The 22,241-nt window shown below is 39.6% G+C and carries 24 protein-coding genes and 1 riboswitch; of the genes, 14 read left to right on the top strand and 10 right to left on the bottom strand.

All coding sequences use genetic code 11. The annotated features are described in order from the left end of the window. Positions 1 to 48 precede the first annotated feature (48 nt). The 9 genes from trhP to efp all read right to left on the bottom strand — a co-directional run bounded on the left by trhP (position 49) and on the right by efp (position 7,998). A complete protein-coding gene (gene trhP, locus A8M50_RS06865) occupies positions 49 to 1,428 on the bottom strand; it encodes a prephenate-dependent tRNA uridine(34) hydroxylase TrhP (RefSeq protein ID WP_005646973.1) in 1,380 nt (459 codons plus the stop codon). A 231-nt stretch (positions 1,429 to 1,659) separates the two neighbouring features. Then, a complete protein-coding gene (thiE, locus tag A8M50_RS06870) occupies positions 1,660 to 2,340 on the bottom strand; it encodes a thiamine phosphate synthase (RefSeq protein ID WP_005647106.1) in 681 nt (226 codons plus the stop codon). A gap of 10 nt (positions 2,341 to 2,350) precedes the next feature. After that, positions 2,351 to 3,160: a bifunctional hydroxymethylpyrimidine kinase/phosphomethylpyrimidine kinase gene (thiD, locus tag A8M50_RS06875; RefSeq protein WP_005636476.1), complete on the bottom strand. Its 810-nt coding sequence runs from the start codon at positions 3,158 to 3,160 to the stop codon at positions 2,351 to 2,353. Further along, on the bottom strand, positions 3,153 to 3,947 hold the full coding sequence (gene thiM / locus A8M50_RS06880) for a hydroxyethylthiazole kinase (protein ID WP_005647061.1): 795 nt from the start codon (positions 3,945 to 3,947) through the stop codon (positions 3,153 to 3,155). The genes thiD and thiM overlap by 8 nt, the downstream gene beginning before the upstream one ends. A gap of 15 nt (positions 3,948 to 3,962) precedes the next feature. Then, positions 3,963 to 4,610 (bottom strand): thiaminase II, encoded by a 648-nt coding sequence (tenA, locus tag A8M50_RS06885; RefSeq protein WP_005646910.1) that lies wholly within the window; start codon positions 4,608 to 4,610, stop codon positions 3,963 to 3,965. A 9-nt stretch (positions 4,611 to 4,619) separates the two neighbouring features. Then, positions 4,620 to 5,564, bottom strand: a complete 945-nt coding sequence (locus tag A8M50_RS06890) for an ABC transporter substrate-binding protein (protein WP_005647034.1) — start codon at positions 5,562 to 5,564, stop codon at positions 4,620 to 4,622. Between the two features lie 25 nt (positions 5,565 to 5,589). Then, entirely contained in the window at positions 5,590 to 6,327 is a 738-nt protein-coding gene (locus tag A8M50_RS06895; RefSeq protein ID WP_005646969.1) for an ABC transporter permease, read from the bottom strand. Then, a complete protein-coding gene (locus A8M50_RS06900; protein ID WP_005646975.1) occupies positions 6,324 to 7,049 on the bottom strand; it encodes an ABC transporter ATP-binding protein in 726 nt (241 codons plus the stop codon). Before A8M50_RS06900 ends, A8M50_RS06895 begins: the two co-directional genes overlap by 4 nt. Before the next feature lie 74 nt (positions 7,050 to 7,123). Next, positions 7,124 to 7,215, bottom strand: a riboswitch (TPP riboswitch). 216 nt (positions 7,216 to 7,431) lie between these two features. Then, positions 7,432 to 7,998: an elongation factor P gene (efp, locus tag A8M50_RS06905; protein WP_005635150.1), complete on the bottom strand. Its 567-nt coding sequence runs from the start codon at positions 7,996 to 7,998 to the stop codon at positions 7,432 to 7,434. A gap of 37 nt (positions 7,999 to 8,035) precedes the next feature. Between efp and epmB the strand changes: the two genes are divergently transcribed. The 10 genes from epmB (at position 8,036) to A8M50_RS06955 (ending at position 17,700) form a co-directional block, all read left to right on the top strand. Next, the gene (epmB, locus tag A8M50_RS06910; protein ID WP_005647104.1) at positions 8,036 to 9,052 is read left to right on the top strand and encodes an EF-P beta-lysylation protein EpmB; all 1,017 of its coding nucleotides are present in this window, start codon (positions 8,036 to 8,038) and stop codon (positions 9,050 to 9,052) included. Between the two features lie 84 nt (positions 9,053 to 9,136). After that, positions 9,137 to 10,477 (top strand): opacity-associated protein OapA, encoded by a 1,341-nt coding sequence (gene oapA, locus A8M50_RS06915; RefSeq protein WP_005646915.1) that lies wholly within the window; start codon positions 9,137 to 9,139, stop codon positions 10,475 to 10,477. 47 nt (positions 10,478 to 10,524) lie between these two features. Then, positions 10,525 to 10,929 carry a hypothetical protein gene (locus A8M50_RS06920; protein ID WP_005647018.1) on the top strand — a complete coding sequence of 135 codons (405 nt, stop codon included), beginning with the start codon at positions 10,525 to 10,527 and terminating at the stop codon, positions 10,927 to 10,929. Positions 10,930 to 10,931: 2 nt separating this feature from the next. Then, a complete protein-coding gene (recO, locus tag A8M50_RS06925; protein ID WP_005646928.1) occupies positions 10,932 to 11,642 on the top strand; it encodes a DNA repair protein RecO in 711 nt (236 codons plus the stop codon). After that, positions 11,642 to 12,958, top strand: coding sequence for a 23S rRNA (uracil(1939)-C(5))-methyltransferase RlmD (rlmD, locus tag A8M50_RS06930; protein WP_005646956.1), 1,317 nt, complete (start codon positions 11,642 to 11,644; stop codon positions 12,956 to 12,958). The genes recO and rlmD overlap by 1 nt, the downstream gene beginning before the upstream one ends. Positions 12,959 to 13,035: 77 nt before the next feature. Beyond that, on the top strand, positions 13,036 to 15,267 hold the full coding sequence (relA, locus tag A8M50_RS06935) for a GTP diphosphokinase (RefSeq protein WP_005647057.1): 2,232 nt from the start codon (positions 13,036 to 13,038) through the stop codon (positions 15,265 to 15,267). A 14-nt stretch (positions 15,268 to 15,281) separates the two neighbouring features. Further along, a complete protein-coding gene (locus A8M50_RS06940; RefSeq protein ID WP_005627042.1) occupies positions 15,282 to 15,638 on the top strand; it encodes a diacylglycerol kinase in 357 nt (118 codons plus the stop codon). Positions 15,639 to 15,720: 82 nt separating this feature from the next. Then, positions 15,721 to 16,314 carry a molybdopterin adenylyltransferase gene (gene mog / locus A8M50_RS06945; protein ID WP_005647046.1) on the top strand — a complete coding sequence of 198 codons (594 nt, stop codon included), beginning with the start codon at positions 15,721 to 15,723 and terminating at the stop codon, positions 16,312 to 16,314. A gap of 1 nt (position 16,315) precedes the next feature. After that, positions 16,316 to 16,654, top strand: coding sequence for a nitrogen regulatory protein P-II (gene glnB / locus A8M50_RS06950; RefSeq protein ID WP_005635169.1), 339 nt, complete (start codon positions 16,316 to 16,318; stop codon positions 16,652 to 16,654). Next, complete coding sequence (locus A8M50_RS06955; RefSeq protein ID WP_005647001.1) at positions 16,654 to 17,700, top strand: AI-2E family transporter; 1,047 nt, start codon at positions 16,654 to 16,656, stop codon at positions 17,698 to 17,700. Before glnB ends, A8M50_RS06955 begins: the two co-directional genes overlap by 1 nt. A gap of 39 nt (positions 17,701 to 17,739) precedes the next feature. Here A8M50_RS06955 and priA read toward each other — a convergent pair whose 3' ends face one another. Then, complete coding sequence (priA, locus tag A8M50_RS06960) at positions 17,740 to 19,932, bottom strand: primosomal protein N' (protein WP_005647100.1); 2,193 nt, start codon at positions 19,930 to 19,932, stop codon at positions 17,740 to 17,742. An 84-nt stretch (positions 19,933 to 20,016) separates the two neighbouring features. Here priA and trmB point away from each other — a divergent pair, with 84 nt between their 5' ends. From trmB to A8M50_RS06980, 4 genes are all read left to right on the top strand, one after another. Further along, positions 20,017 to 20,757: a tRNA (guanosine(46)-N7)-methyltransferase TrmB gene (gene trmB / locus A8M50_RS06965; protein WP_005647145.1), complete on the top strand. Its 741-nt coding sequence runs from the start codon at positions 20,017 to 20,019 to the stop codon at positions 20,755 to 20,757. Positions 20,758 to 20,874: 117 nt separating this feature from the next. Further along, entirely contained in the window at positions 20,875 to 21,219 is a 345-nt protein-coding gene (locus tag A8M50_RS06970; protein ID WP_005627035.1) for a YggL family protein, read from the top strand. A 214-nt stretch (positions 21,220 to 21,433) separates the two neighbouring features. After that, positions 21,434 to 21,964: a ferredoxin-type protein NapF gene (gene napF, locus A8M50_RS06975; protein ID WP_005647141.1), complete on the top strand. Its 531-nt coding sequence runs from the start codon at positions 21,434 to 21,436 to the stop codon at positions 21,962 to 21,964. Continuing rightward, positions 21,957 to 22,238: a chaperone NapD gene (locus tag A8M50_RS06980; protein ID WP_005627031.1), complete on the top strand. Its 282-nt coding sequence runs from the start codon at positions 21,957 to 21,959 to the stop codon at positions 22,236 to 22,238. The genes napF and A8M50_RS06980 overlap by 8 nt, the downstream gene beginning before the upstream one ends. Positions 22,239 to 22,241: the final 3 nt, after the last annotated feature.

Here is a 22,241-nt window from a genome sequence, read left to right on the forward strand (position 1 = left end):
AATAAAATACAAAAATGCAACATTTTTTTAACAAATAATTTTTGTCATTTAATTATGTGGATTTCTTGTATTGCTATTGACTAAATTACGCATTAGTAAAGCATAGTCTAAGTTGATATCTTGTGGTACGTCTAAGAAGACAAAATGCCCATCGCCTAGTGCTGCATCAACCGCTTCATTTTTACGATTTAGCATTTTTTCAATTTTGAAATTGATATTCCCCTGAGGGGTCATCATTTCTACATCATCACCAAGTAAGAATTTATTCTTCACCGCCACTTCAGCCATACCTTGTTCGTTACGTTTACCAGTAAATTCACCGACAAACTGTTGACGATCAGAAATAGAATAACCGTATTCGTAATTTTGGTATTCATCGTGTGTATGACGACGTAAGAAACCTTCGGTATAACCACGATGAGCAAGGGATTCCAAGGTATCCATTAAGCTTTCATCAAATGGTTTGCCTGCTGCCGCATCATCAATGGCTTTGCGGTAAACTTGTGCGGTTCTTGCGCAATAATAGAATGATTTAGTACGGCCTTCGATTTTTAAAGAATGCACACCAAGTGCGGTCAATTTTTCCACGTGTTGTACTGCACGTAGATCTTTTGAGTTCATAAAGTAAGTGCCGTGCTCATCTTCAAACGCGGTCATTTGCTCATCAGGCTTTTGTGATTCGGTATAAAGGAAAACTTTATCTGTTACTGCACCTTCACCTAAGGTTGGTGCGACATTTTTCACTTCGATTTGTTGAGCAGGATCGATTTTTGGCACGATGTTGCCCACTTCATCCGTCGTGCCTTCTTCCATTTTGTATTCCCAACGGCAAGCATTCGTGCAAGTGCCTTGGTTTGGATCACGTTTGTTGATATAGCCAGAAAGCAAGCAGCGGCCAGAATACGCCATGCATAACGCACCATGTACGAAAATTTCGAGTTCAATGTCTGGCACATGTTGGCGAATTTCAGCGATCTCTTCAATGGATAATTCGCGCGATAAAATTACACGCGTTAACCCCATTTTTTTCCAGAATTTTACCGTTGCCCAGTTTACGGCATTTGCTTGTACAGAAAGGTGGATATCAATATCCGGGAAGTTTTCACGCACCAACATGATTAAGCCTGGGTCGGACATAATTAAGGCATCAGGGCCCATGTCGATGACTGGTTGTAAATCTTTGATAAAGGTTTTGAGTTTAGAGTTATGCGGTGCAATGTTTACGACCACATAGAATTTTTTGCCAAGTGCATGGGCTTCATCGATCCCGATTTTTAAATTGGCGTGATTAAATTCATTGTTACGTACACGTAAGCTGTAACGGGGTTGGCCTGCATAAACGGCATCTGCACCATAAGCAAACGCATAGCGCATATTTTTAAGAGAGCCAGCAGGGGAAAGTAATTCTGGTTTGAATTGGGTTGTCATAATATTCTCTTTTGTCTGATTTCAGGTCAGGGATTTGCGCTAGGCAAATCGTTAGGTGGGGTATTGTAGAGAAAATATTTGGCTTGTAAAGGAAAGTGCGGTCAAATCCTAATTAGAAATTCAGTTTATTTGGTTCTGATATAAAGATTTAACCGCTTGAAATTACCCTATATTAAATAAAATTATGGGCCCAAATTTTGCCCTATGACAATATCTTGTCTTTTATTCTGGTTATAAGTTGAGTGCATTACTTTCTTCCTTTAAAGCTTGAGTCGCTGCTTTTATATCATTTGCTTGAGTGATGGCTGTGATTACAGCAACACCATCAGCGCCATATTTCCGTAAGGTTTTCACATGTTCTCGTTTTACGCCACCAATAGCCACAAGTGGTTTGGTGATTCCTGCTTCTCTCAATGTTTGAATGAACGCCATTCCTAGAGTCGGGGAAGGATTCTCTTTTGACTGGGTCGTGAAAATTGGGCCAACACCAAAATAATCAATTTCAGATATTTCCTCACCGATTTTTGCTTCATCTAAGCGGTTAATCGACCAACCAATAATCAGTGGTTTATTGGTTTTTGCTCGAATCGTTTTTACAGGCGTATCGCTTTGTCCAACATGAATTCCATCCGCTTCAATTTCCAATGCTAAATCAACGTTGTCATCAACAATAAATAGCACATTATATTGACGGCATAAGTCTCGGCACTTAATGGCTAAGGAGCGTTGTTCATCTGGCGAATTTTCTAATGAGAATTTTCCTTTATCGCGAAATTGAAAACAGGTAATGCCACCTTCTAAAGCTTGTCTAAGAACAGAAAGCAAGTTATCTGCTAGATTATCACCTAAATGTCGGCAATCTTGTGTGCCTGCTACAAAATAGAGCGGTAAAATTTCTTGAATATTTTTCATCTTTCAATCCTTAAAGGCGACTGTAAGCCCAATGATTGGTTGGCCCATGTCCATGACCAATATTCAATGGGTGAGAGATGGCTGCCATAATAAAATCTTTAGCAGTTTTTACCGCACTTTTTAATGGCGCGCCTTTGGCTAATTCTGCCGTTAAGCAGGCTGAAAAAGTACAGCCTGTTCCGTGAGTATGCGGTGTATCGAAACGCGGGCTTTCTAAAACAAAATGCTCACCATTTTGTAAAAGGATCCAATCTTGGCATTGCTGGCTTTGTGAATTGAGCGAATGTCCGCCTTTAATAATCACATTCTTTGCTCCTTGTTTTTGCAAGTCTAACGCAGCTTGTTGAATGCTGGCTGTATCAGAAATTTTGATGCCTGTTAAAGCTTCAGCTTCGGGAATATTAGGTGTAAGCACGTCAGCTAGTGGTAATAAATGTTTGATTAATGCGGAAACTGCTTGTTGTTGCAATAAAGGCGCACCACCTTTCGCAATCATCACGGGATCAACCACTAATGTGCCAAATGGGCGATGACTTAAAAAATCAGCAACACATTCAATAATATCTGCTGTACCAAGCATACCAATTTTGGCACTTGTAATCTGAAAGTCATTTTTTACTGCTTCCAGTTGAGCTTGAATTGTTTTCAGTGGAATTGGGTGAATATTAAATACGCCAAGTGTGTTTTGTGCAGTGACCGCAGTAATCACCGAAGTGCCAAAAACGCCCTGCATTTGAAAGGTTTTGAGATCTGCTTGAATGCCAGCTCCTCCACCGCTGTCCGAACCTGCAATAGTCAATGTTTGTGGAATGTTAGACATATTTCACCTCTGCGTTTTGTTCTATTAAATCAGGTGTTAAGGCTGCCAATTCATCAAGCAAGCGAATTTGGAACTGTCCAACTTGCGAGGTTAGGTTTTTAGCCGCAATCTCTCCTGCAATGGTGTAAGCTGCACAGGCTTCTATTGTTGCTGAAAAATGTTTTCCTTCATCAACGGCTAAAAATGCTGCGCATACTGCACTTAATAAACAACCCGATGCGGTAACTTTTGGAAATAGCGGCGTACCGTTATGGATTGTGGCAGTTTGTTGTCCATCGCTGATAATATCGACTTCTCCACTAATTAACACCGTACAGTCATAGCATTGTGCAACACGTTGAGCAACTTCTTGTAGATTTGTTTTACCTTGTCCTGCATCCACACCTTTTGCTTGCCAGTCTTCACCTGCAATCGCTGCAAGTTCTCCCGCGTTACCTCGGATTAAGGCAAATTTCACTTCTGCCAATAATTGACGGATAGTTTCACGTCGGTAGTTCGTAGCGCCCACTCCAACAGGATCAAGCACCACAGGAATGCCTATTGCATTTGCTGTTTTACCCGCTAGTAACATAGCATCTCGTTCTTGATCCATGACTGTACCGATATTGATGACTAATGCTTGGCTAATTTGTGGTAGTTCAACCATTTCTTCAATATTAGCTGACATCAACGGTGATGCCCCTAAAGCAAGTAAACCATTGGCACTAAAATTTGCCGCGACAATATTGGTTATGTTATGAATCAACGGATTTTGTTCACGAATTTTTGATAAATAAACTGATTTCATTTTACCCCTCTATTTTTATGCTAAATCTAATCCCATTTGCCAAAATTCGATTTCCATTCGAGTGGCTGTGGTAAAAATCTGTTGAATATTGGTTAACTGAGAATCATTAAGTGGCTCACAAAGTACGGTCAGAAAATCAACAGTTTCTTGTGCGGCTTGTTGATATTCTGGTGCAGAGTATACGTCAATCCATGCTTGATAAGGATTGCTTGGTAGTTTTGGATAATTTTCTGTGATGTAGCGGGCGACTTGTGCGTAACCTAAAGCACAAGGCGTCACGGCGGCATATAGTTCTGGTAAGCCTCCCGTCATTCCACAATCAAGCAGGTAACGTGTGTAGGAAATACATGCCGCACTTTCGGGGGTTTGGAATATTTCCTGTTCACTAATTTCCCATTGCTGGCAGTAATCCAAATGTAATTGGATTTCTTGGCAAAGAATGTCGAGCGTTTTACGCGGCATGTCCATTTCGGCAAAATTTCTTGCCTTGAACACACCCAAAGCAAAAGCACGGCTATAATGGAAAAGATAGATGTAATCTTGTTTTAAATAGTGTTGAAAACAAGCTTTTGGTAAGGTGCCTTTTGCAAGTTGTTGCACAAATTCATGCTCAACATATTGTTTCCAATAAGGTTGTGCTTGCTGAATGAGTTGGTTGATCATCATTTGCCCTTACTGTAATTCGACAGCATAGTCTTTCAATTCAAGTGCTTTTGGAATCAAGCCTTTTTGATGCATAAATTCCGCCATTTGTTGATAACGTTTGGCATCCAATTGACGAGGTTTCGTTGCTAATAAAGGCAAGGTGTCTTTCCACGCTAATTGATTTAATTCTGTATTGAGTTCTTTTGGTTTATGGTTCACAAAAGCTTGCCATGCTTCATCTGGATGACTTTGTATATAGGTTGTGGCTTGTTCAAGTGCGGTCAAAAAAGCGGAGATTTTTTTAGAGAAAAGATTATTTTTGTTTGCGACTAAAATCAATTCATCATAAACCGGCACACCATATTGTTCTGGGAAAAATGCCACGCCTTTTTGTTTTTCTAAATGGATTTGATTCAGTTCGAAATTACGAAATGCCCCGATGACCGCATCGACTTGTCCTGTTAAAAGAGAAGGGGAAAGCGACCAATTCACATTCACTAATTTTACGTCTTGGTTGCTGAGTCCGATGGAATGGAGCATGGTATCGAGTAATACATCCTCAAAGCCACTAACTGAATAGCCTACTTTTTTCCCTTTCAGATCGGCAAGCGTTTTGATATTGCTATTTTTTAGAACCACTACGCTATTTAATGGGCTGGAAATCAGAGAGCCGACACGCACTAAAGGTAATCCTTCTGCAACTTGTTGATAAAGTTGAGGTTGATAATTAATGGCTAAATCCACTTTTCCTGCAGCAACCAATTTAGGCGGTAATGATGGATCTGCGGGTTCGATAATCTTGACCTCTAAGTTATTTTTTTCAAAAAAGCCTTTTTGCTGAGCAACGATGATCGCTGCGTGATCAGGGTTCACATACCAATCAAGCATTAAGCTAATTTTCTCTTTTGCCAAACTGGTAAAACTCGTGGTGAGTCCAATTAAAATACTGAAATAACGGATGATTTTTTTCATTTTTGTCTCCTTTTGTCATGAAGTGTTAAACGTGCCAAATAAAACGGCGTAGTAGCCAATCGATGCTGAAATATAAACAAAGTGAAATTGCCACTAAGATCAGCAAGGCGGCAAACATTAAATCCACCTGCATACGAGCGTTAGCGTGAATCATTAAATAGCCAAGCCCTTCTGATGACCCTACCCATTCTCCAATTACAGCGCCAATTGGTGCGACTGAAACAGCAATGCGAAAGCCTGATGCAAATGCGGGTAAAGCGGCTGGTAAACGTACTTTAAGTAATAAACGCCAAGGGAATGGCTTGAATGTTTTGGCGAGATCAATCCAAGCTTTAGGCGTATTGCGTAAGCCATCGTAACAAGCTGCAGTTACAGGGAAATAGATAATGAGAATAGCCATAACAATTTTTGATGGCATGCCATAACCTAGCCAAAGTACGAGTATCGGAGCGATAGCAAAAACAGGAATCGCTTGAGAAATCACTAAAACCGGTAACAGTAAGGACGATGTTTTAGGTGAAAAAGAGAGTAACAGGGCTGATGACAATCCGAAAATAAAACCCAGTAGCAGCCCTAAGCCAATTTCAATTAAAGTGATTTGTGTATGTTGCCAAAGTAGTTCTGAATGAGAAGTTAATTGCAGCCATACAGCTTGCGGAGAAGGAAATATGTAATGGGGAAAATCACCTAATACGTCAATAAGTTGCCAGAGACACAGCAATATAATTCCAATAAAGAGTGGTTTAAGAAGGCTAAGTTTCATCTTTTTCCCTCTAATAACTCATTTAATAATTGTTGTTGGAGCATCCACAAATTTTCTTGGTTAAGTTCTCGTGGTGCTTTACCTTCAGGTTTTATGACATCGGATAATGCTAGTTGATTAAGTTGCGGTGAGCGTAATACAAAAATACGCTGGCTTAAGCGTAATGCTTCTTGAGGATCATGGGTAACTAATAATACTGATTTATTTTTTAATAGTTCATAGGCCAAGTTTTGTAATTGGTAACGACTAATCGCATCAAGGGCAGAAAAAGGTTCATCGAGTAAAACTAAATCAGCGTTTTGCATTAATACTCGAGCGAGCGCCACTCTTTGTTTTTGCCCTCCAGATAATTGAGCACAGTTTTTATGCAGATGCTCTGACATACCCACTTGTTCAAGTAGTACTTTTGCTTGAAGAGTTGTTTTTTGGGATTTTTTCCCAAATAGTACGTTTTCTAATTGGACGTTATCAACAATTGAAAGCCAAGGATAAAGGGTATCTTTTTGTGGTAGCCATGCCACTCGAATATTAGGATGAAAGATGATATTACCTTGAATCTTCCCTTGTATTTCAAGCCCTGCAATTAATCTTAAAAGCGTTGATTTACCCACACCAGAACAGCCAAGTAAACTCACCCAATCATTAGGTAAAAGGGTTAAATCAAGGTGTTCAAATAGTACTTGTTCTCCAAAAGCAAGACTAAGATCCTGAATATGCACCATAGCATTAACCTAAGGATTAACGACTAAAGATAACGATAGAAAAGGAATTAAAATAGGTATGAAGAATAAGAAAGTATTTTTGCATATTAGTTTCCTACGTCAGTGCTAACTGTTTCAGGTTCACGGGTATCATCTCAGCCATCTTGTGGCACCCCGACTAAAAGTAGGAAAAATTCTATACTGCAATGAAAAATAAAACAAGGCTGAATTTTATTGGCTTTGGTTTATGATTTTTTAGAAAAACTAAATTTATAAAAAATGCCTTTCCGATTTTATTCTTCGGAAAGGCATTGAAATTGAATGCGGTTTTATCCATTTTAGATACTTGTATCATGTCTAAATAATACCGCAAAAATTGACCGCACTTCTGTTATCTAAGCAATTATTTTACGCGAGATACGTATTCGCCAGAACGAGTATCTACTTTGATTACTTCACCGATTTGAACGAAAAGAGGCACTTTTACTACTGCACCGGTGCTTAATGTTGCTGGTTTACCGCCAGTACCTGCAGTATCGCCTTTAAGACCAGGGTCTGTATCGACGATTTCTAATTCAACAAAGTTTGGTGGAGTAACAGTAATTGGCGCACCATTCCATAAAGTCACGATACAATCTGCTTGGTCTAATAACCATTTTTCTGCATCACCTACAGCTTTTGCATCAGCAGAGTATTGTTCAAATGTTTCTGGGTGCATGAAGTACCAGAATGCATCGTCTTTGTATGAATAAGTTAAGTTAAGATCCATAACATCAGCAGCTTCAACCGAAGTACCAGATTTGAAGTTTACGTCTAATACTTTGCCTGAAATTAATTTACGAATACGAGTACGTGTGAACGCTTGACCTTTACCTGGTTTTACGAATTCATTCTCAACGATTACGCAAGGTTCACCGTCTTGCATAAATTTTAGACCTGGTTTGAAATCACTGGTAGTATATGTAGCCATATTTTTAATATCCTAAAAATTAGAGATGGTTTGAAAAGTGCGTATTTTAACCCAAGAACCCGTCATTAGAGAAGAACAAAATTGGCTCAGTATTCTAAAAAATGCGATTTCAGATCCTAAATTATTGCTAAAAGCCTTAAATTTACCAGAAGATGATTTTGAGCAATCCATTGCTGCGCGGAAACTTTTTTCTCTTCGCGTACCACAACCTTTCATTGATAAAATAGAAAAAGGTAATCCGCAAGATCCTCTTTTCTTGCAAGTGATGTGTTCTGATCTAGAGTTTGTACAAGCCGAAGGATTTAGTACGGATCCCTTAGAAGAAAAAAATGCCAATGCGGTGCCGAATATTCTTCATAAATATCAAAACCGCTTGCTCTTTATGGCGAAGGGTGGTTGTGCGGTGAACTGTCGTTATTGCTTCCGCCGACATTTTCCTTACGATGAAAACCCAGGAAATAAAAAAAGCTGGCAACTGGCATTAGATTACATTGCGGTGCATCCTGAAATTGAAGAAGTGATTTTTTCAGGTGGCGATCCTTTAATGGCGAAAGATCATGAGTTAGCGTGGTTAATAAAACATTTGGAAAATATACCGCACTTACAACGTTTGCGTATTCACACCCGTTTGCCTGTTGTGATTCCGCAACGGATTACTGATGAATTTTGTACCTTATTAGCAGAAACTCGTTTGCAAACAGTTATAGTGACACACATTAATCACCCGAATGAAATTGATCAAATTTTTGCTCATGCGATGCAAAAATTAAAAGCTGTGAATGTCACGCTTTTGAATCAATCCGTTTTGCTAAAAGGCGTGAATGATGACGCACAAATTCTAAAAATATTGAGTGATAAACTTTTTCAAACAGGAATTTTGCCTTATTACTTGCATTTGTTAGATAAAGTGCAAGGAGCAAGCCATTTTCTGATTAGTGATATCGAGGCTATGCAAATTTATAAAACCTTGCAATCTCTTACATCTGGCTATCTTGTTCCCAAACTCGCACGAGAAATTGCCGGCGAACCAAATAAGACTTTATACGCGGAATAAGATCCGATAAAATATCGCGTAATTTTTTCGCCGCACTTCCGCGGCTAATTAATATGAATAACAACTAGTATCAGGAGTAATCCAGTGGATTCTATGAATAAAAATCAAAATGAACAATCATCTCAAGATGAATTAGATTTAGGTCTTAATCAAGTTGAACCAATTACACCAAAGAAAGTGGTGCAACCTAGCGAGTCAATTTTTGATAAAGCAAAAGGTTTATTTGCTAAAAAAGATCATGTAGAAACAAATTTTCATGAGCGTAAAGAACCCACTTTTGGCCATACTCCAGCTCAAGAAAGCGTGCCTTTTATTTCTAGCGAAACATTGAGAACAGAACAAGAGCCAGTTATTCAGACTGTATCTGCAGGAGAGACAATATCTGCGGTTGAAGAAGAAATTAAAACTGAAACTATTGCCACAGAAACTGTTGAGCAAGCGGAAAAACGTACTTTAAGCCAACCTGAAAAATGGAAAGTGTTGCAAGTATTACCAGCAAAACATCGCCGTTTATTTATGGCTATTTTGGCGTTGGTCATTTTATTAATTATTTTCTTTGCATTAAAACCAAGTTCTGACACCGTTGAGTCTTTCACTCAATCTAACAGCAATGAAATCCCAGTGCAGTTCCAATCTTTAGATCAAAATCAACCAGTTGAAACCACGATTTTAGATAATCCTCCTGCACAAAATCAGATGGCGGCAGAGCAAGCTAACCAACCTGAAAATGCGCCAAAAGCAGATGAATCGACTAATAGTGCGACTGCTCAAAATCAACCTGCAGAAAACATGGCTGCGCCACAAAATATGGCTCAAGCGCCAGTTCAAACCTCAAATACAATGGATTCAGCTTCAGCTAAACCTATGCAAGCAGCTCAACCTGAGCAATCACAAACTCAAGCTCAAGTGGAACAGCCAAAAGCGCCAACTGTTGTAGCACCAGTTCCACCGGTGAAAAAAGTAGTAGAACAACAAGTTGCGCATAAAGATATCGCGAAAAAAGAAGTGAAGGTTGCTGAAAAAGCACATGTACCAGCAAAAGCAACTGAACAAACCGTCGCTAAAACAGCAGGAAAAGCACCTATTGTTGAAGCAAAACCAGTTCAAGTTAAAAAAGAAACTAAAGTTCAAATTGTTGATGCAAAACCTGCAACGAAAGCAGCAGCACCAACTGCATCGGCGAAAACATTAACTGTGCCTAAAGGCGTTTCTCTTATGCAAGTATTCCGTGACAATCAACTTAATATTTCGGATGTTAATGCAATGAGTAAAGCAGCGGGTGCGGGCAATGTTTTAAGTAGCTTTAAACCGGGTGATAAAGTTGCAGTATCTGTGAACAGTCAAGGGCGAGTAAATGAAATGCGTTTATCTAACGGTACGCGATTTGTTCGTCAGTCTGATGGTTCTTATGAATATAAAAAATAATTTTTAGGGCGAGCAATCGCCCATTTTTCTTTTTCAAGTAGGATGTTATGTTTAAAAAAACGTTTCTAATTTTAACCGCACTTTGCTTGGTCGGTTGTGCTCAAAGTGGTTTACCAAAGAAGCCAGAGCTACAAAAGATGCAGGTGGAAAAAGTAGATAAAGCTTTGCAAAAAGGTGAGGCTAAAGTTTATTTGTGTAAAGATGAAAAGCAAGTTCGTGTGGTTCATTCCACTCAAAAAAAACGTAAAAAATCATTGCATCACATTACGGTGACTTTCAATGCTATGTCAGAAAAATTGACATTAATGATTTCTGAGCGCGGTAAAAATTACGGCAATATTCGTTGGACGTGGCAAGAACGCGAGGATTTCAGTGTGCTAAAAACTAATTTAGGTGAAGTTTTAGCGGAACAATGTGTATTACAACCAGTAGAGCGTTTATCCGGTAATTAATTGTGCAAACCGAACTCCAACGAGGCTTTATTCTTCATCGTAGCCCTTATAGTGAAACGAGTCTTTTAGTGGATTTGTTTACTGAAGAAAGTGGTCGGCTAACCGTGATTGCCAAGGGTGCACGAGCAAAGCGTTCATCTTGGAAGTCGGTTTTGCAACCTTTCACACCTTTATTGTTGCGTTGGACGGGAAAAAGCTCATTGAAAACCCTCACTAAAGCTGAACCTGCCGCAATTACACTTCCTTTACAAAAAACCGCACTTTATAGCGGTTTTTATGTGAATGAGTTATTGACTCGTGTCATTGAGCCTGAAACGCCGAATTCTTCGCTGTTTCAACATTATTTAAAATGCTTAACAGGCTTGGCAACTGAAACCAACGTTGAGCCAACTTTGCGTCTTTTTGAATTTCAACTTTTACAAATTCTCGGTTACGGCGTGGATTTTCTGCATTGTGCAGGGTCTGGCGAGCCAGTCGATTTCTCAATGACATATCGTTATCGTGAGGAAAAAGGTTTCATCGCTTCCTTAGTGAAAGATAATCTCACCTTTTACGGAAGAGATTTGTTAGCCTTTGAAGCCCTTGATTTTTCTGATGATGCGGTACGTCAAGCAGCAAAACGTTTTACTCGTATTGCACTGAAACCTTATCTTGGCGATAAACCGCTAAAAAGCCGAGAATTATTCACTCAAAATATTTTACTTCTAAAATAATGGTTCTTCTTTATACCCCAAAGCAAAAAACAAACAATGTTCAAACCATTACGGCTAATATTCTTGATTTAGATTATCAAGGTTTAGGCGTAGCAAAAATTAATGGTAAAACTTGGTTTATTGAAAATGCACTTCCGCACGAAAAAGTGGAATGTCGGATTCTGGAAGATAAACGCCAATATGGTCATGCTACGGCAAAAAAATGGCGAGTAAAAAGCCCTGAACGTTTAGCACCAAAATGTGCTCATTTTATGCGTTGTGGTGGTTGCCAAGGGCAACATATTCCTATTGAAATGCAGAGGAAAGCGAAAGAATCTGCATTGTTTAAACGATTAAGTAAATTACAGTCAGAGCCGATTTCATTTCAACCTATGATTTGTGGCGATGCTTGGGCATATCGTCGTCGTGTACGTTTGAGTTTATGGTTTAATCCAAACACAAAACAAATCGAGATGGGCTTTCGTCAGAAAAATACCAACGATTTAATTACTGTTCAATCTTGCGAAGTGGCAGAACCTGCAATTAATTATTTACTGCCTAAATTAACCGTACTTTTAGAACAATTCTCTGCGCCAAAACAGCTTGGGCATATTGAACTTGTGGCGGCCGATAATGGCGTCGCAATGTTGTTACGTTACACCAAAAACCTTGCGGAAATTGACCGCACTTTATTGCTCAAATTTGCTGAACAAGAAAAGTTAATGCTGTTTTTACAAAGTGATGAAGGCATTGAACAAATTTATGGTAATGCACCTTATTATCAATTTTCTGATGGCATAAAATTACATTTTGATATTCGTGATTTTATCCAAGTAAATCGTGCATTAAATGAACGTATGGTTAATACGGCATTAGATTGGCTTGAATTGAATCAACAGGATTGCGTATTAGATTTATTTTGTGGCATGGGAAATTTTACCCTTCCTCTGGCCAAACGAGTAAAAAGTGCGGTAGGAATTGAAGGTGTTTTTGAAATGGTCCAAAAAGCGGAGCAAAATGCCGTCAGAAACCAAATCAAGAATATTGAATTTTTCCAAGCCGATCTTGACCAATCCTTTGTTGAACAACCTTGGGCACGTCAGTCGTTCAATAAAATTTTGCTTGATCCTCCACGCAGTGGCGCAGCTTTCGCGTTAAATGCGTTGTGCGAGTTGAAAGCAGAGAAAATTTTATATGTGTCTTGTAACCCCGCAACATTAGTGCGCGATGCAGAAATTTTACGTGATTTTGGCTACAAGATTGAAAAAAGTGCGGTGATAGATATGTTCCCGCATACGGGGCATTTGGAATCGATAACGTTATTCACTACAAAATAACTCGGTTATTCGGTACAATATCCACCCAAAATAAAAGCGACAGGAAGTTGCTTTCTCTTCATCAACAAGGGGGTGTTATGGTTGCTGTTCGTGGTTCTCATTTGTTAAATCCGCAGGATTTTGTGATTGAACAATGGTGCGCTAGCTTAAAACTGGCAGAACAAACAGAAAAAAGTTTGAACGATGCGTGGTATTACGCACGTGACTTAATGAGCACCCATTCCGATGAAATGAAGAATGCTACCTTGATGCTCCAGTCCGGCGTGGAAATGGTAGAGATTTTGCACGAACTTAATATGGATGCGGAAACATTGCTTACTGCCATGTTGTTTCCTATCGTTGCAAATAAATTAACAGACTGGGAAAGTCTAAAAGAAAAGTTTGGTGCGAAAATCACTAAATTGCTTAAAGGCGTGTTGGAGATGGATAACATCCGCCAACTCAATGCTAGCCATTCCGCTAACGCGTTACAAGTGGATAATGTTCGCCGTATGTTGCTGGCGATGGTGGATGATTTCCGCTGCGTAATCATTAAACTTGCCGAGCGTATTACTTTCTTGCGTGATGCGGAGCATCGTTGTGCCGAAGAAGACAAAGTCCTTGCTGCCAAAGAATGTTCTTATATTTATGCCCCTCTTGCCAATCGTCTTGGGATTGGTCAGTTGAAATGGGAGTTAGAGGATTACTGCTTCCGTTATCTCCATCCTGAACAATATCGCGCTATTGCTAAATTATTACAGGAACGTCGCCTCGATCGAGAACATTACATTGCTGATTTCGTTAGCGAGTTGAGCGGTTATTTACGCGAAAATATCGAGCAAGTGGAAGTCTATGGTCGTCCGAAACATATTTATAGCATTTGGCGCAAAATGCAGAAAAAGCATCTTGAGTTTAGCGGTTTATATGATGTAAGAGCGGTCAGAATTATCGTGCAAAAATTACAAGATTGTTATACCGCACTTGGGATTGTTCATACTCAATTTAAACACCTACCCAAAGAATTTGACGATTATGTCGCGAATCCGAAACCGAACGGTTATCAATCTATTCATACTGTTGTTTTAGGTAAAGGTGGCAAGCCAATTGAAGTGCAAATTCGAACCCAACAAATGCATGATGATGCAGAGTTAGGTGTGGCGGCTCATTGGAAATATAAAGAGGGCAATACAGGCAGCATGTCTGCCTACGAAGAAAAAATTGCGTGGTTGCGTAAATTGTTAGCTTGGCAAGATGATATTACGGATTCTGGCGAAGTGATGGCAGAGCTGCGTAGCCAAGTGTTTGACGATCGTGTATATGTGTTTACGCCAAAAGGCGAAGTAGTGGATTTGCCAACGGGATCTACACCATTAGATTTTGCTTATGCAATTCATAGTGAAATTGGTCATCGCTGCATCGGGGCAAAAGTGGCAGGACGTATTGTGCCATTTACGTATCAGCTACAAATGGGTGATCAAATTGATATTATTACCCAGAAAAACCCGAACCCGAGCCGTGACTGGCTAAACCCCAATTTAGGATTTACTCACACTGCAAAATCTCGAGCCAAAATCCAGGCGTGGTTTAAAAAACAAGATCGCGATAAAAATATTCCAGCGGGTAAAGAATTACTCGATAATGAATTAGCGCGTTTAAATTTAAGTATTAAGCAAGTGGAACCTTATGCGTTACCACGCTATAACTTGAAAAATTTGGATGATCTTTATGCGGGTATTGGCAGTGGCGATATTCGTTTAAATAACTTAATCAATTTTTTGCAAAGTAAATTGATTAAAGTGACCGCTGAAGAGGCTGATCAAGAGATTTTGCGTCATGTTGCTAACAAAAGTGCGGTGAATTCTCAGCAGAAATCTGAGAAAAAAAATGGCTATGTGATTGTGGAAGGTGTGGGCAATCTTATGCATCATATTGCACGTTGTTGCCAGCCTATTCCTGGTGATGCGATTGTTGGTTATATCACAATGGGGCGTGGTATTTCTATTCACAGAGCGGATTGTGAACAATTCTTAGATTTACAAGCGGCTCACCCAGAGCGCGTGGTGGAATCAATTTGGGGCGAAAATTACGCAAGTGGTTTCCATATTAATATCCGTATTGTGGCAGGCGATCGCAATGGCTTATTGCGTGATATTACGACAGTTCTGGCAAATGAAAAAATTAGCGTGTTAGGGGTATCAAGCCGTGCTGATACCAAAAAACAGCTTGCTACCATTGATATGGAAATTGAACTTCATAATGTTGAAAGTTTGAGTAAAATATTGGCTCGATTAGCAAAATTAGATGATGTTATCGAAGCGAAACGTTTATAAAAATAGGAAAATTTATGTATAAAACGACGGGGCTAACCCATTTAATCAACTCCACTAAATATTCATTACAAGGCTTAAAAAGTGCGTTTAAAAATGAAACGGCTTTTCGCCACGAATGTTTTTTAGCCTGCATTTTAATTCCTCTTGCTTTCTTTTTAGGCGAAACAAAAATTGAAATTATCTTGATGATTTCTTCTGTTTTGCTTGTGATGGCGTTAGAACTTTTAAACAGTGCGGTGGAAGCTGTAGTTGATCGCATTGGTACAGAACGCCACGAACTTTCAGGGCGCGCGAAAGATCAAGGCTCTGCATCGGTATTTATTGCTCTTTGTATTGTCGGTATCGTTTGGGGCGGAATTTTATTCTTCTAGCCCTTTAAAAGTGCGGTAAGTTTTTACCGCATTTTTGATTTATCCAATCATGTCAAAATCATTTATAAAAATAAGGAAAAATATGACCGCACTTTTAAAAATTGGTCTGGTGTCTGTTTCTGATCGCGCATCAGCAGGCGTGTATCAAGATCAAGGCATCCCAGAATTACAGGCTTGGTTAGAACAAGCGCTTGTCGATCCTTTCCATTTGGAAACAAGATTAATCCCCGATGAGCAGCCAGTTATTGAACAAACATTAAAAGAGCTGGTGGATGAACAAGGTTGCCATTTAGTGCTGACAACCGGTGGAACAGGGCCAGCAAAACGCGATGTAACACCTGATGCTACCCTTGCGGTAGCAGATCGAGAAATGCCGGGTTTTGGCGAACAAATGCGTCAAGTGAGTTTACATTTTGTGCCTACCGCAATTTTATCCCGTCAAGTGGGCGTGATTCGTAAGGAAAGCTTGATTTTAAATCTTCCGGGTCAGCCTAAAGCGATTAAAGAAACCTTAGAAGGCGTGAAAGATAAAGAAGGAAATGTGCTTGTAAAAGGCATTTTTAGCGCAGTGCCTTATTGTTTGCAACTGATTAACGGCTTATATATTGATACCAAGCCTGAAATCATCGAAAGTTTCCGTCCTAAATCCGCAAGACGTGAAAATCTGGAGAAATAGCATGAAAAAAATTGAAGCAATGATCAAACCGTTTAAATTAGATGATGTGCGAGAAAGCCTTTCAGATATTGGTATTTCAGGTATGACAATCACGGAAGTACGCGGATTTGGTCGCCAAAAAGGTCATACAGAACTTTATCGTGGTGCGGAATATATGGTGGATTTTCTGCCAAAAGTGAAATTGGAAGTGGTAGTTCCCGATGAGCTTGTGGATCAATGTATTGAAGCTATTATTGAAACGGCACAAACAGGCAAAATCGGTGACGGCAAAATTTTTGTTTATAACGTTGAACGAGCGATCCGCATTCGCACGGGCGAAGAAAACGAGGAGGCGATTTAGTGCAAAATAATTTAAATTTACACCGCACTTTGCGTGGCATTGCTTCGGTGATTATTATCTTAGCTGGCGTTGCATTGGCGGCAGAAATTGTGGTGCCATTCTTGCTATCGCTATTTATCGCGATAATTTGTTCACCGATGATTAAGGCGATGACGCAACGCCGAATTCCTCATTGGTTGGCCATTACTTTGCTTTTCATCTTGATTTCTTTGGTGTTTTTCTTATTAGTCGGGCTGATTAACAGCACTGCAAGAGAATTCACCCAATCAATTCCACAATATAAAGTTTTGCTTTCACAACGCGTGAGTGATTTAACTGAATTGTTGCAACGTTTCAATCTGCCTTTGACGCTTTCGCGTGAAACCATCCAAGAAAATTTTGACCCAAGCATCATTATGAATTTTGTGAGCCGAGTATTGCTGAATTTCTCTGGTGTGGTGAGTAATGTGTTTGTTTTAGTGTTGGTCGTGATTTTTATGCTTGCTGAAGCACCAACGATGAAACATAAATTTGCTATGGTGATTAGTTCAACACCTCATGACGCAGCCAAAGAAGAACGCCATATTGATCGCGTTTTGCAAGGCATAATTGGTTATCTTGGCATTAAAAGTATCACGAGTTTGCTTACTGGTGTTGGTATTTTTATTTTGTTAGAGGCTTGTGGGGTTCAATATGCCATTTTGTGGGCAACCTTGAGTTTCTTGCTGAATTATATTCCGAATATTGGTTCTATCATTGCGGCTATTCCGATTATTGTTCAAGCCTTATTACTAAATGGTTTTGGTGTTGGCTTTGGCGCGGCAATCGGTGTTATTGCGATTAATATGGTTGTCGGTAACATTATTGAGCCTAAAATGATGGGACAACGATTAGGGCTGTCAACCTTAGTGGTGTTCCTTTCATTATTATTTTGGGGATGGTTACTGGGAACAGTGGGAATGCTACTGTCTGTTCCTTTGACGATGGCATTAAAAATTGCCTTGGAATCTAGCCCCAATACGGCGAAATATGCCTGTCTATTGGGTGATGTTGAAGATTTCAAATAGATTTTATAGAGAAAGTGCGGTGAATTTTCACCGCATTTTTTATGATAAGTCTTGCGGATCAACATCCAAAATTAACCGAACTTGGCTGTTTTTTTCAAGTTCGGCTTGTTGATATTCTCTCAATGCTTTTTGCAACGTCATTCTTGACGGATGTTGCAATAATAACTGCCAGCGGTATTGCCCCGCTTTCTTGCTGAACGGTGCAGGCATAGGGCCAAGCATTTGCAATCCCGTGATTTGCTTTGATTGAAAAAAATCTGCAATTTGACTTAAGCAATTTTCTGCAAGCTCAGAATGTCGAGCCTGTGCTTTGAATAACGCCTGAAAAGTGAAAGGTGGCAATCCCATTGAATGGCGTAATTGTAAGGTTTCTTTTGCAAAAACTTGGTAGCCATTCGCTAATAACGTGGTAAGCAAAGGATGATCTGGATAATGTGTTTGTAGCACGACTTCGCCTTGTTTATCGGCACGTCCAGCACGTCCAGCAACCTGAATATAAAGTTGAGCTAAGCGTTCTTCTGCACGAAAATCCAGTGAAAATAATGCACTATCTACATTCACTAAGGCAACGAGAGTAACATTCGGAAAATGATGTCCTTTCACGAGCATTTGTGTGCCAATCAAAATTTGGCTTTTGCCTTGTTGAATATCTTCTAAATAACCTTCCAATTTCCCTTTACGCGCAGTGCTATCGCGGTCGATTCGAGCCACAGAATAATGAGGAAATAGCATTTTCAAGGTTTCTTCTAATTGTTCCGTGCCGAGACCTGTGGTGACTAAATGAGTCGAGCCGCAATCACCACATTGTTGAGGAATAGTTTTCTGTGCACCACAATGATGACAACGCAATACATTTTGATGCTGATGATACGTATAAGGTTTTTCACAATGAGGGCATTGTGCAATCCAACCACATTCATGGCAAAGCAACACAGGGGCAAAGCCACGACGATTTAAGAAAAGCAACACTTGATTGCCTTTTTCGAGGTGAGCTTTCATTCGGTCCAATAAGGGTTTTGAAAGACCGTTTTGTATGTTTTGATTTTTCAAATCAATAACGAAATGACGAAGTGCGGTAGAATTCCCCGCTCTTTTTGATAAAACTAAATGTTGGTATTTGCCGTTTTGTACATTATTAATACTTTCTAAACTTGGTGTAGCAGAACCCATTAATACCGCAATATTTAGTTTTTGAGCCAGTACAATAGCCAGGTCTCGCGCGTGATAACGCCAGCTGTCTTGCTGTTTGTAAGACGCATCGTGTTCTTCGTCCAAAATAATTGCACCAAGATTAGAAAATTGCGTGAACAATGCCGATCTCGTGCCAATCATAATGGCACTTTGTCCAGAACGCGCACGATCCCATACATAAAGCCGTTGCGTATCGGTTAAATTAGAATGCAGCACATCAATTTCTACATTGAAACGTGCTTTGAAACGGTGCACCGTTTGTGGTGTTAGCCCGATTTCGGGTACAAGCACTAGTACCTGTTTACCCGATTTTAAAACTTCTTCAATATATTGCAGATAAATTTCTGTTTTGCCTGAACCAGTTACCCCATCGAGCAGCCATACGTTGAAACCAGAATGAAAGAGCAATTGACTAAACACTAAGGCTTGCTGCTTATTTAAGGTTAAGCGATTTTCAGCATTGACAATTGGGTTATCTCCTAAGCTTTGTTGCCAGCTTAGGGGCTTTGTTTGGATAGTAATTTCCTCAATAAACCCTTTGGCTTTTAAGGCTGACCAAATCGCGGAGGAAAACTCATTATTGCCTTTTTTAAGATCAGCTTTAGATAAGCATTGTAGGGCTTCAACTTGCTTTTTCGAGCGTTTTAACAGGCCTTGTTCAAGCGCATTTTTCCCCGCATCTGTAATTTGCCAAAAAGTGCGGTCATTTTTCACCGCACTTTCGCCGTTACGCAATTTCACAGGCAAGGCTTGAAATAAGACATCGCCTAATCCCGCTTGATAATAATTTGCAGCCCAATGAAGCCAATCCCAATAAATTGGGGTAAAGAGCGGTGCGAAATCTAATGGTTGAAGAATGGTTTTGAGTTTATCCTCTGGCACGTCAGATTTTGTCGGGAAATCAGCCACAATCGCGACACGTTTTTGCGTACCAAAAGGCACAAGAACGCGCATACCGATTTGTAATAAAACATCATCGGGGACGAGATAATCAAATAAACGAGGAAGCGGCACAGCCAGTGCCACTCGGACAATTTTCATAATCAACCTTGGGAAAAAATTTGCCCTATTATACGAGAAAAACGTGTATAATCGCCGCCAATTTTTTTCATGAACAAGATTTTTATGACACAAACTTTTGCTGATCAAAAACGTAAAACCGTTGAAACCGCAGAATTTACCGAAGATGGCCGCTATAAACGCAAAGTCCGTAGTTTTGTTCTCCGCACTGGTCGTTTGAGCGAATTTCAGAAAAACATGATGAATGATAACTGGGGAACACTTGGTTTAGATTATCAAACGGAACCTTTTGATTTTGCGAAGATTTATGGCAATGATAATCCAGTTGTATTAGAAATTGGCTTTGGTATGGGAAAATCGCTCGTGGATATGGCTTTTGCTAATCCCGACAAAAATTACCTTGGTATTGAAGTTCATACTCCAGGTGTTGGTGCTTGTATTGCTTATGCAGTGGAAAAAGGCGTAACGAATCTCCGCGTGATTTGTCATGATGCCACGGAAATTTTACGAGATAGTATTGCAGATGGTGCGCTTGGCGGTTTGCAATTATTTTTCCCCGATCCTTGGCATAAAGCAAAGCATCATAAACGTCGTATTGTTCAACCGCACTTTGTGGCACAAGTTGTGCAAAAATTAGGTGGAAATGGTTTTATCCATATGGCGACAGACTGGGAAAATTATGCAGAGCAAATGTTAGAAGTATTAAGCGCAAACACCGATTTAGTGAACATCTCAAAAAGTGGTGATTATATTCCAAGACCAGATTTTAGACCTTTAACTAAATTTGAAGCCAGAGGCCACAGACTTGGTCATGGTGTTTGGGATTTATACTTTGTGAAGAAATAAGCCTATTTTGGGCAAGTTAACTTTTGGGTGAAGATTGATGTTGGGGAAATCCGATGCCAAATTCACGAATTTAATATAGAATACTGATTTGAATACGACCTTAATAGGAGAAATACCATGTCTAAATCTTACAATCAACGTCAACGCAAAAAACTTCACCTTGCTGAATTCCAAGAACTTGGTTTCCTTGTAAATTTCCAATTTGCAGAAGGTACTGCGATTGAAACTGTAGATGAAATCGTTGATCGTTTTATTAACGAAGTGATTCAACCAAATGGTCTAGCTTATGAAGGTAGCGGGTATTTACATTGGGAAGGCTTAGTTTGCCTAGAAAAAATTGGTAAATGTGATGAAAGCCACCGCGAAACTGTGAAAAAATGGTTAGAAACCAATGGCTTGCAAAAAATTGAAGTAAGCGAATTATTTGATATTTGGTGGGAATATCCAGCAAAAGCAGAGTAATTTGATTTAAAAACAGCATGGCATAAATCGCTGTGCTGTTTTATTAAAAATATTAGCGAAATTTACCGTACTTTCGATTTTTTGATCTATCACAAATAAAGCTCAATAATTTAACAATCTACCCATTTTAGGTAGTTCATATTGTAACTGTTGCGTCGCATAATTCTACGCCTTAAAAAAGCATTTGTTTATTTATCCACAAAAGGCACGCTCGATGACCGTTGAAAACTTACCCCGCAGACAGTTTTTACGAGGTAAATTCTTAACGTCTTTACATTCAGAAAATGAGCAAAAACAAGGCTTTGATGGAATTCGCCCTCCTTGGGCTGTGGAAAATTCCATTTTTGTGGAGCAATGTACTCGCTGTGGCGATTGTCTTTCTGTCTGTGAAACCAATATTTTGGTGAAAGGCGATGGAGGCTTTCCTGAAGTTCGTTTTGATAATGGCGAATGTACTTTTTGTGGAAAATGCGTAGATGTGTGTAAACAACCTATTTTTCATTCTCGCGATGAAAAACCTTGGTTACACAAAATCGAAATTGGCATGGCTTGTTTAAGCCAACATCGCATTGAGTGCCGTTCTTGCCAAGACAGTTGCCCGATGAGAGCAATTAGTTTTCGTCTGCAAATGGGCGGAGTGGCGCAGCCTTTAGTGAATATGGATGTTTGTAACGGCTGTGGGGCTTGTTTACAGGGGTGTCCAGTGAATGCGATTAAAATTAGTTATCTAAAACAAAATGAGTAATACAAATTTATCTCCGGAAAGCGCAAAAGATTGGCATGTTGTTGGGCTAATTGTTCAAGGTAATCCAGAAAAATTTGCGGCAATTCGAACCGCACTTTTAGCGATTGAGCATACTGAAATTCCAACTTTTGATGAAAAATTTGGGAAGATGGTCGTAGTGATGCAATCGCATGATCAACATATTCTGCTAGATAATATGGAAAGCGTGAAAGACATTGATGGTGTTATTAATGTGTCATTGGTGTATCACGAGCAAGACGAGCAGAAGAAATAAATT

The sequence above is a fragment of the Haemophilus haemolyticus genome, assembly GCF_001679045.1.
Classification (GTDB): domain Bacteria; phylum Pseudomonadota; class Gammaproteobacteria; order Enterobacterales; family Pasteurellaceae; genus Haemophilus; species Haemophilus haemolyticus.

Excerpts from the sequence above, each read along its gene's own strand:
- thiM (WP_005647061.1), bottom strand. The coding sequence starts at position 3,947 with ATGAAATCAGTTTATTTATCAAAAATTCGTGAACAAAATCCGTTGATT.
- A8M50_RS06940 (WP_005627042.1), top strand. The coding sequence starts at position 15,282 with ATGTATAAAACGACGGGGCTAACCCATTTAATCAACTCCACTAAATAT.
- trhP (WP_005646973.1), bottom strand. The coding sequence starts at position 1,428 with ATGACAACCCAATTCAAACCAGAATTACTTTCCCCTGCTGGCTCTCTT.
- efp (WP_005635150.1), bottom strand. The coding sequence starts at position 7,998 with ATGGCTACATATACTACCAGTGATTTCAAACCAGGTCTAAAATTTATG.
- A8M50_RS06970 (WP_005627035.1), top strand. The coding sequence starts at position 20,875 with ATGTCTAAATCTTACAATCAACGTCAACGCAAAAAACTTCACCTTGCT.
- relA (WP_005647057.1), top strand. The coding sequence starts at position 13,036 with ATGGTTGCTGTTCGTGGTTCTCATTTGTTAAATCCGCAGGATTTTGTG.
- thiE (WP_005647106.1), bottom strand. The coding sequence starts at position 2,340 with ATGAAAAATATTCAAGAAATTTTACCGCTCTATTTTGTAGCAGGCACA.
- mog (WP_005647046.1), top strand. The coding sequence starts at position 15,721 with ATGACCGCACTTTTAAAAATTGGTCTGGTGTCTGTTTCTGATCGCGCA.
- rlmD (WP_005646956.1), top strand. The coding sequence starts at position 11,642 with ATGGTTCTTCTTTATACCCCAAAGCAAAAAACAAACAATGTTCAAACC.
- A8M50_RS06980 (WP_005627031.1), top strand. The coding sequence starts at position 21,957 with ATGAGTAATACAAATTTATCTCCGGAAAGCGCAAAAGATTGGCATGTT.
- priA (WP_005647100.1), bottom strand. The coding sequence starts at position 19,932 with ATGAAAATTGTCCGAGTGGCACTGGCTGTGCCGCTTCCTCGTTTATTT.
- A8M50_RS06900 (WP_005646975.1), bottom strand. The coding sequence starts at position 7,049 with ATGGTGCATATTCAGGATCTTAGTCTTGCTTTTGGAGAACAAGTACTA.
- A8M50_RS06895 (WP_005646969.1), bottom strand. The coding sequence starts at position 6,327 with ATGAAACTTAGCCTTCTTAAACCACTCTTTATTGGAATTATATTGCTG.
- trmB (WP_005647145.1), top strand. The coding sequence starts at position 20,017 with ATGACACAAACTTTTGCTGATCAAAAACGTAAAACCGTTGAAACCGCA.
- A8M50_RS06890 (WP_005647034.1), bottom strand. The coding sequence starts at position 5,564 with ATGAAAAAAATCATCCGTTATTTCAGTATTTTAATTGGACTCACCACG.
- tenA (WP_005646910.1), bottom strand. The coding sequence starts at position 4,610 with ATGATCAACCAACTCATTCAGCAAGCACAACCTTATTGGAAACAATAT.
- glnB (WP_005635169.1), top strand. The coding sequence starts at position 16,316 with ATGAAAAAAATTGAAGCAATGATCAAACCGTTTAAATTAGATGATGTG.
- napF (WP_005647141.1), top strand. The coding sequence starts at position 21,434 with ATGACCGTTGAAAACTTACCCCGCAGACAGTTTTTACGAGGTAAATTC.
- thiD (WP_005636476.1), bottom strand. The coding sequence starts at position 3,160 with ATGTCTAACATTCCACAAACATTGACTATTGCAGGTTCGGACAGCGGT.
- A8M50_RS06920 (WP_005647018.1), top strand. The coding sequence starts at position 10,525 with ATGTTTAAAAAAACGTTTCTAATTTTAACCGCACTTTGCTTGGTCGGT.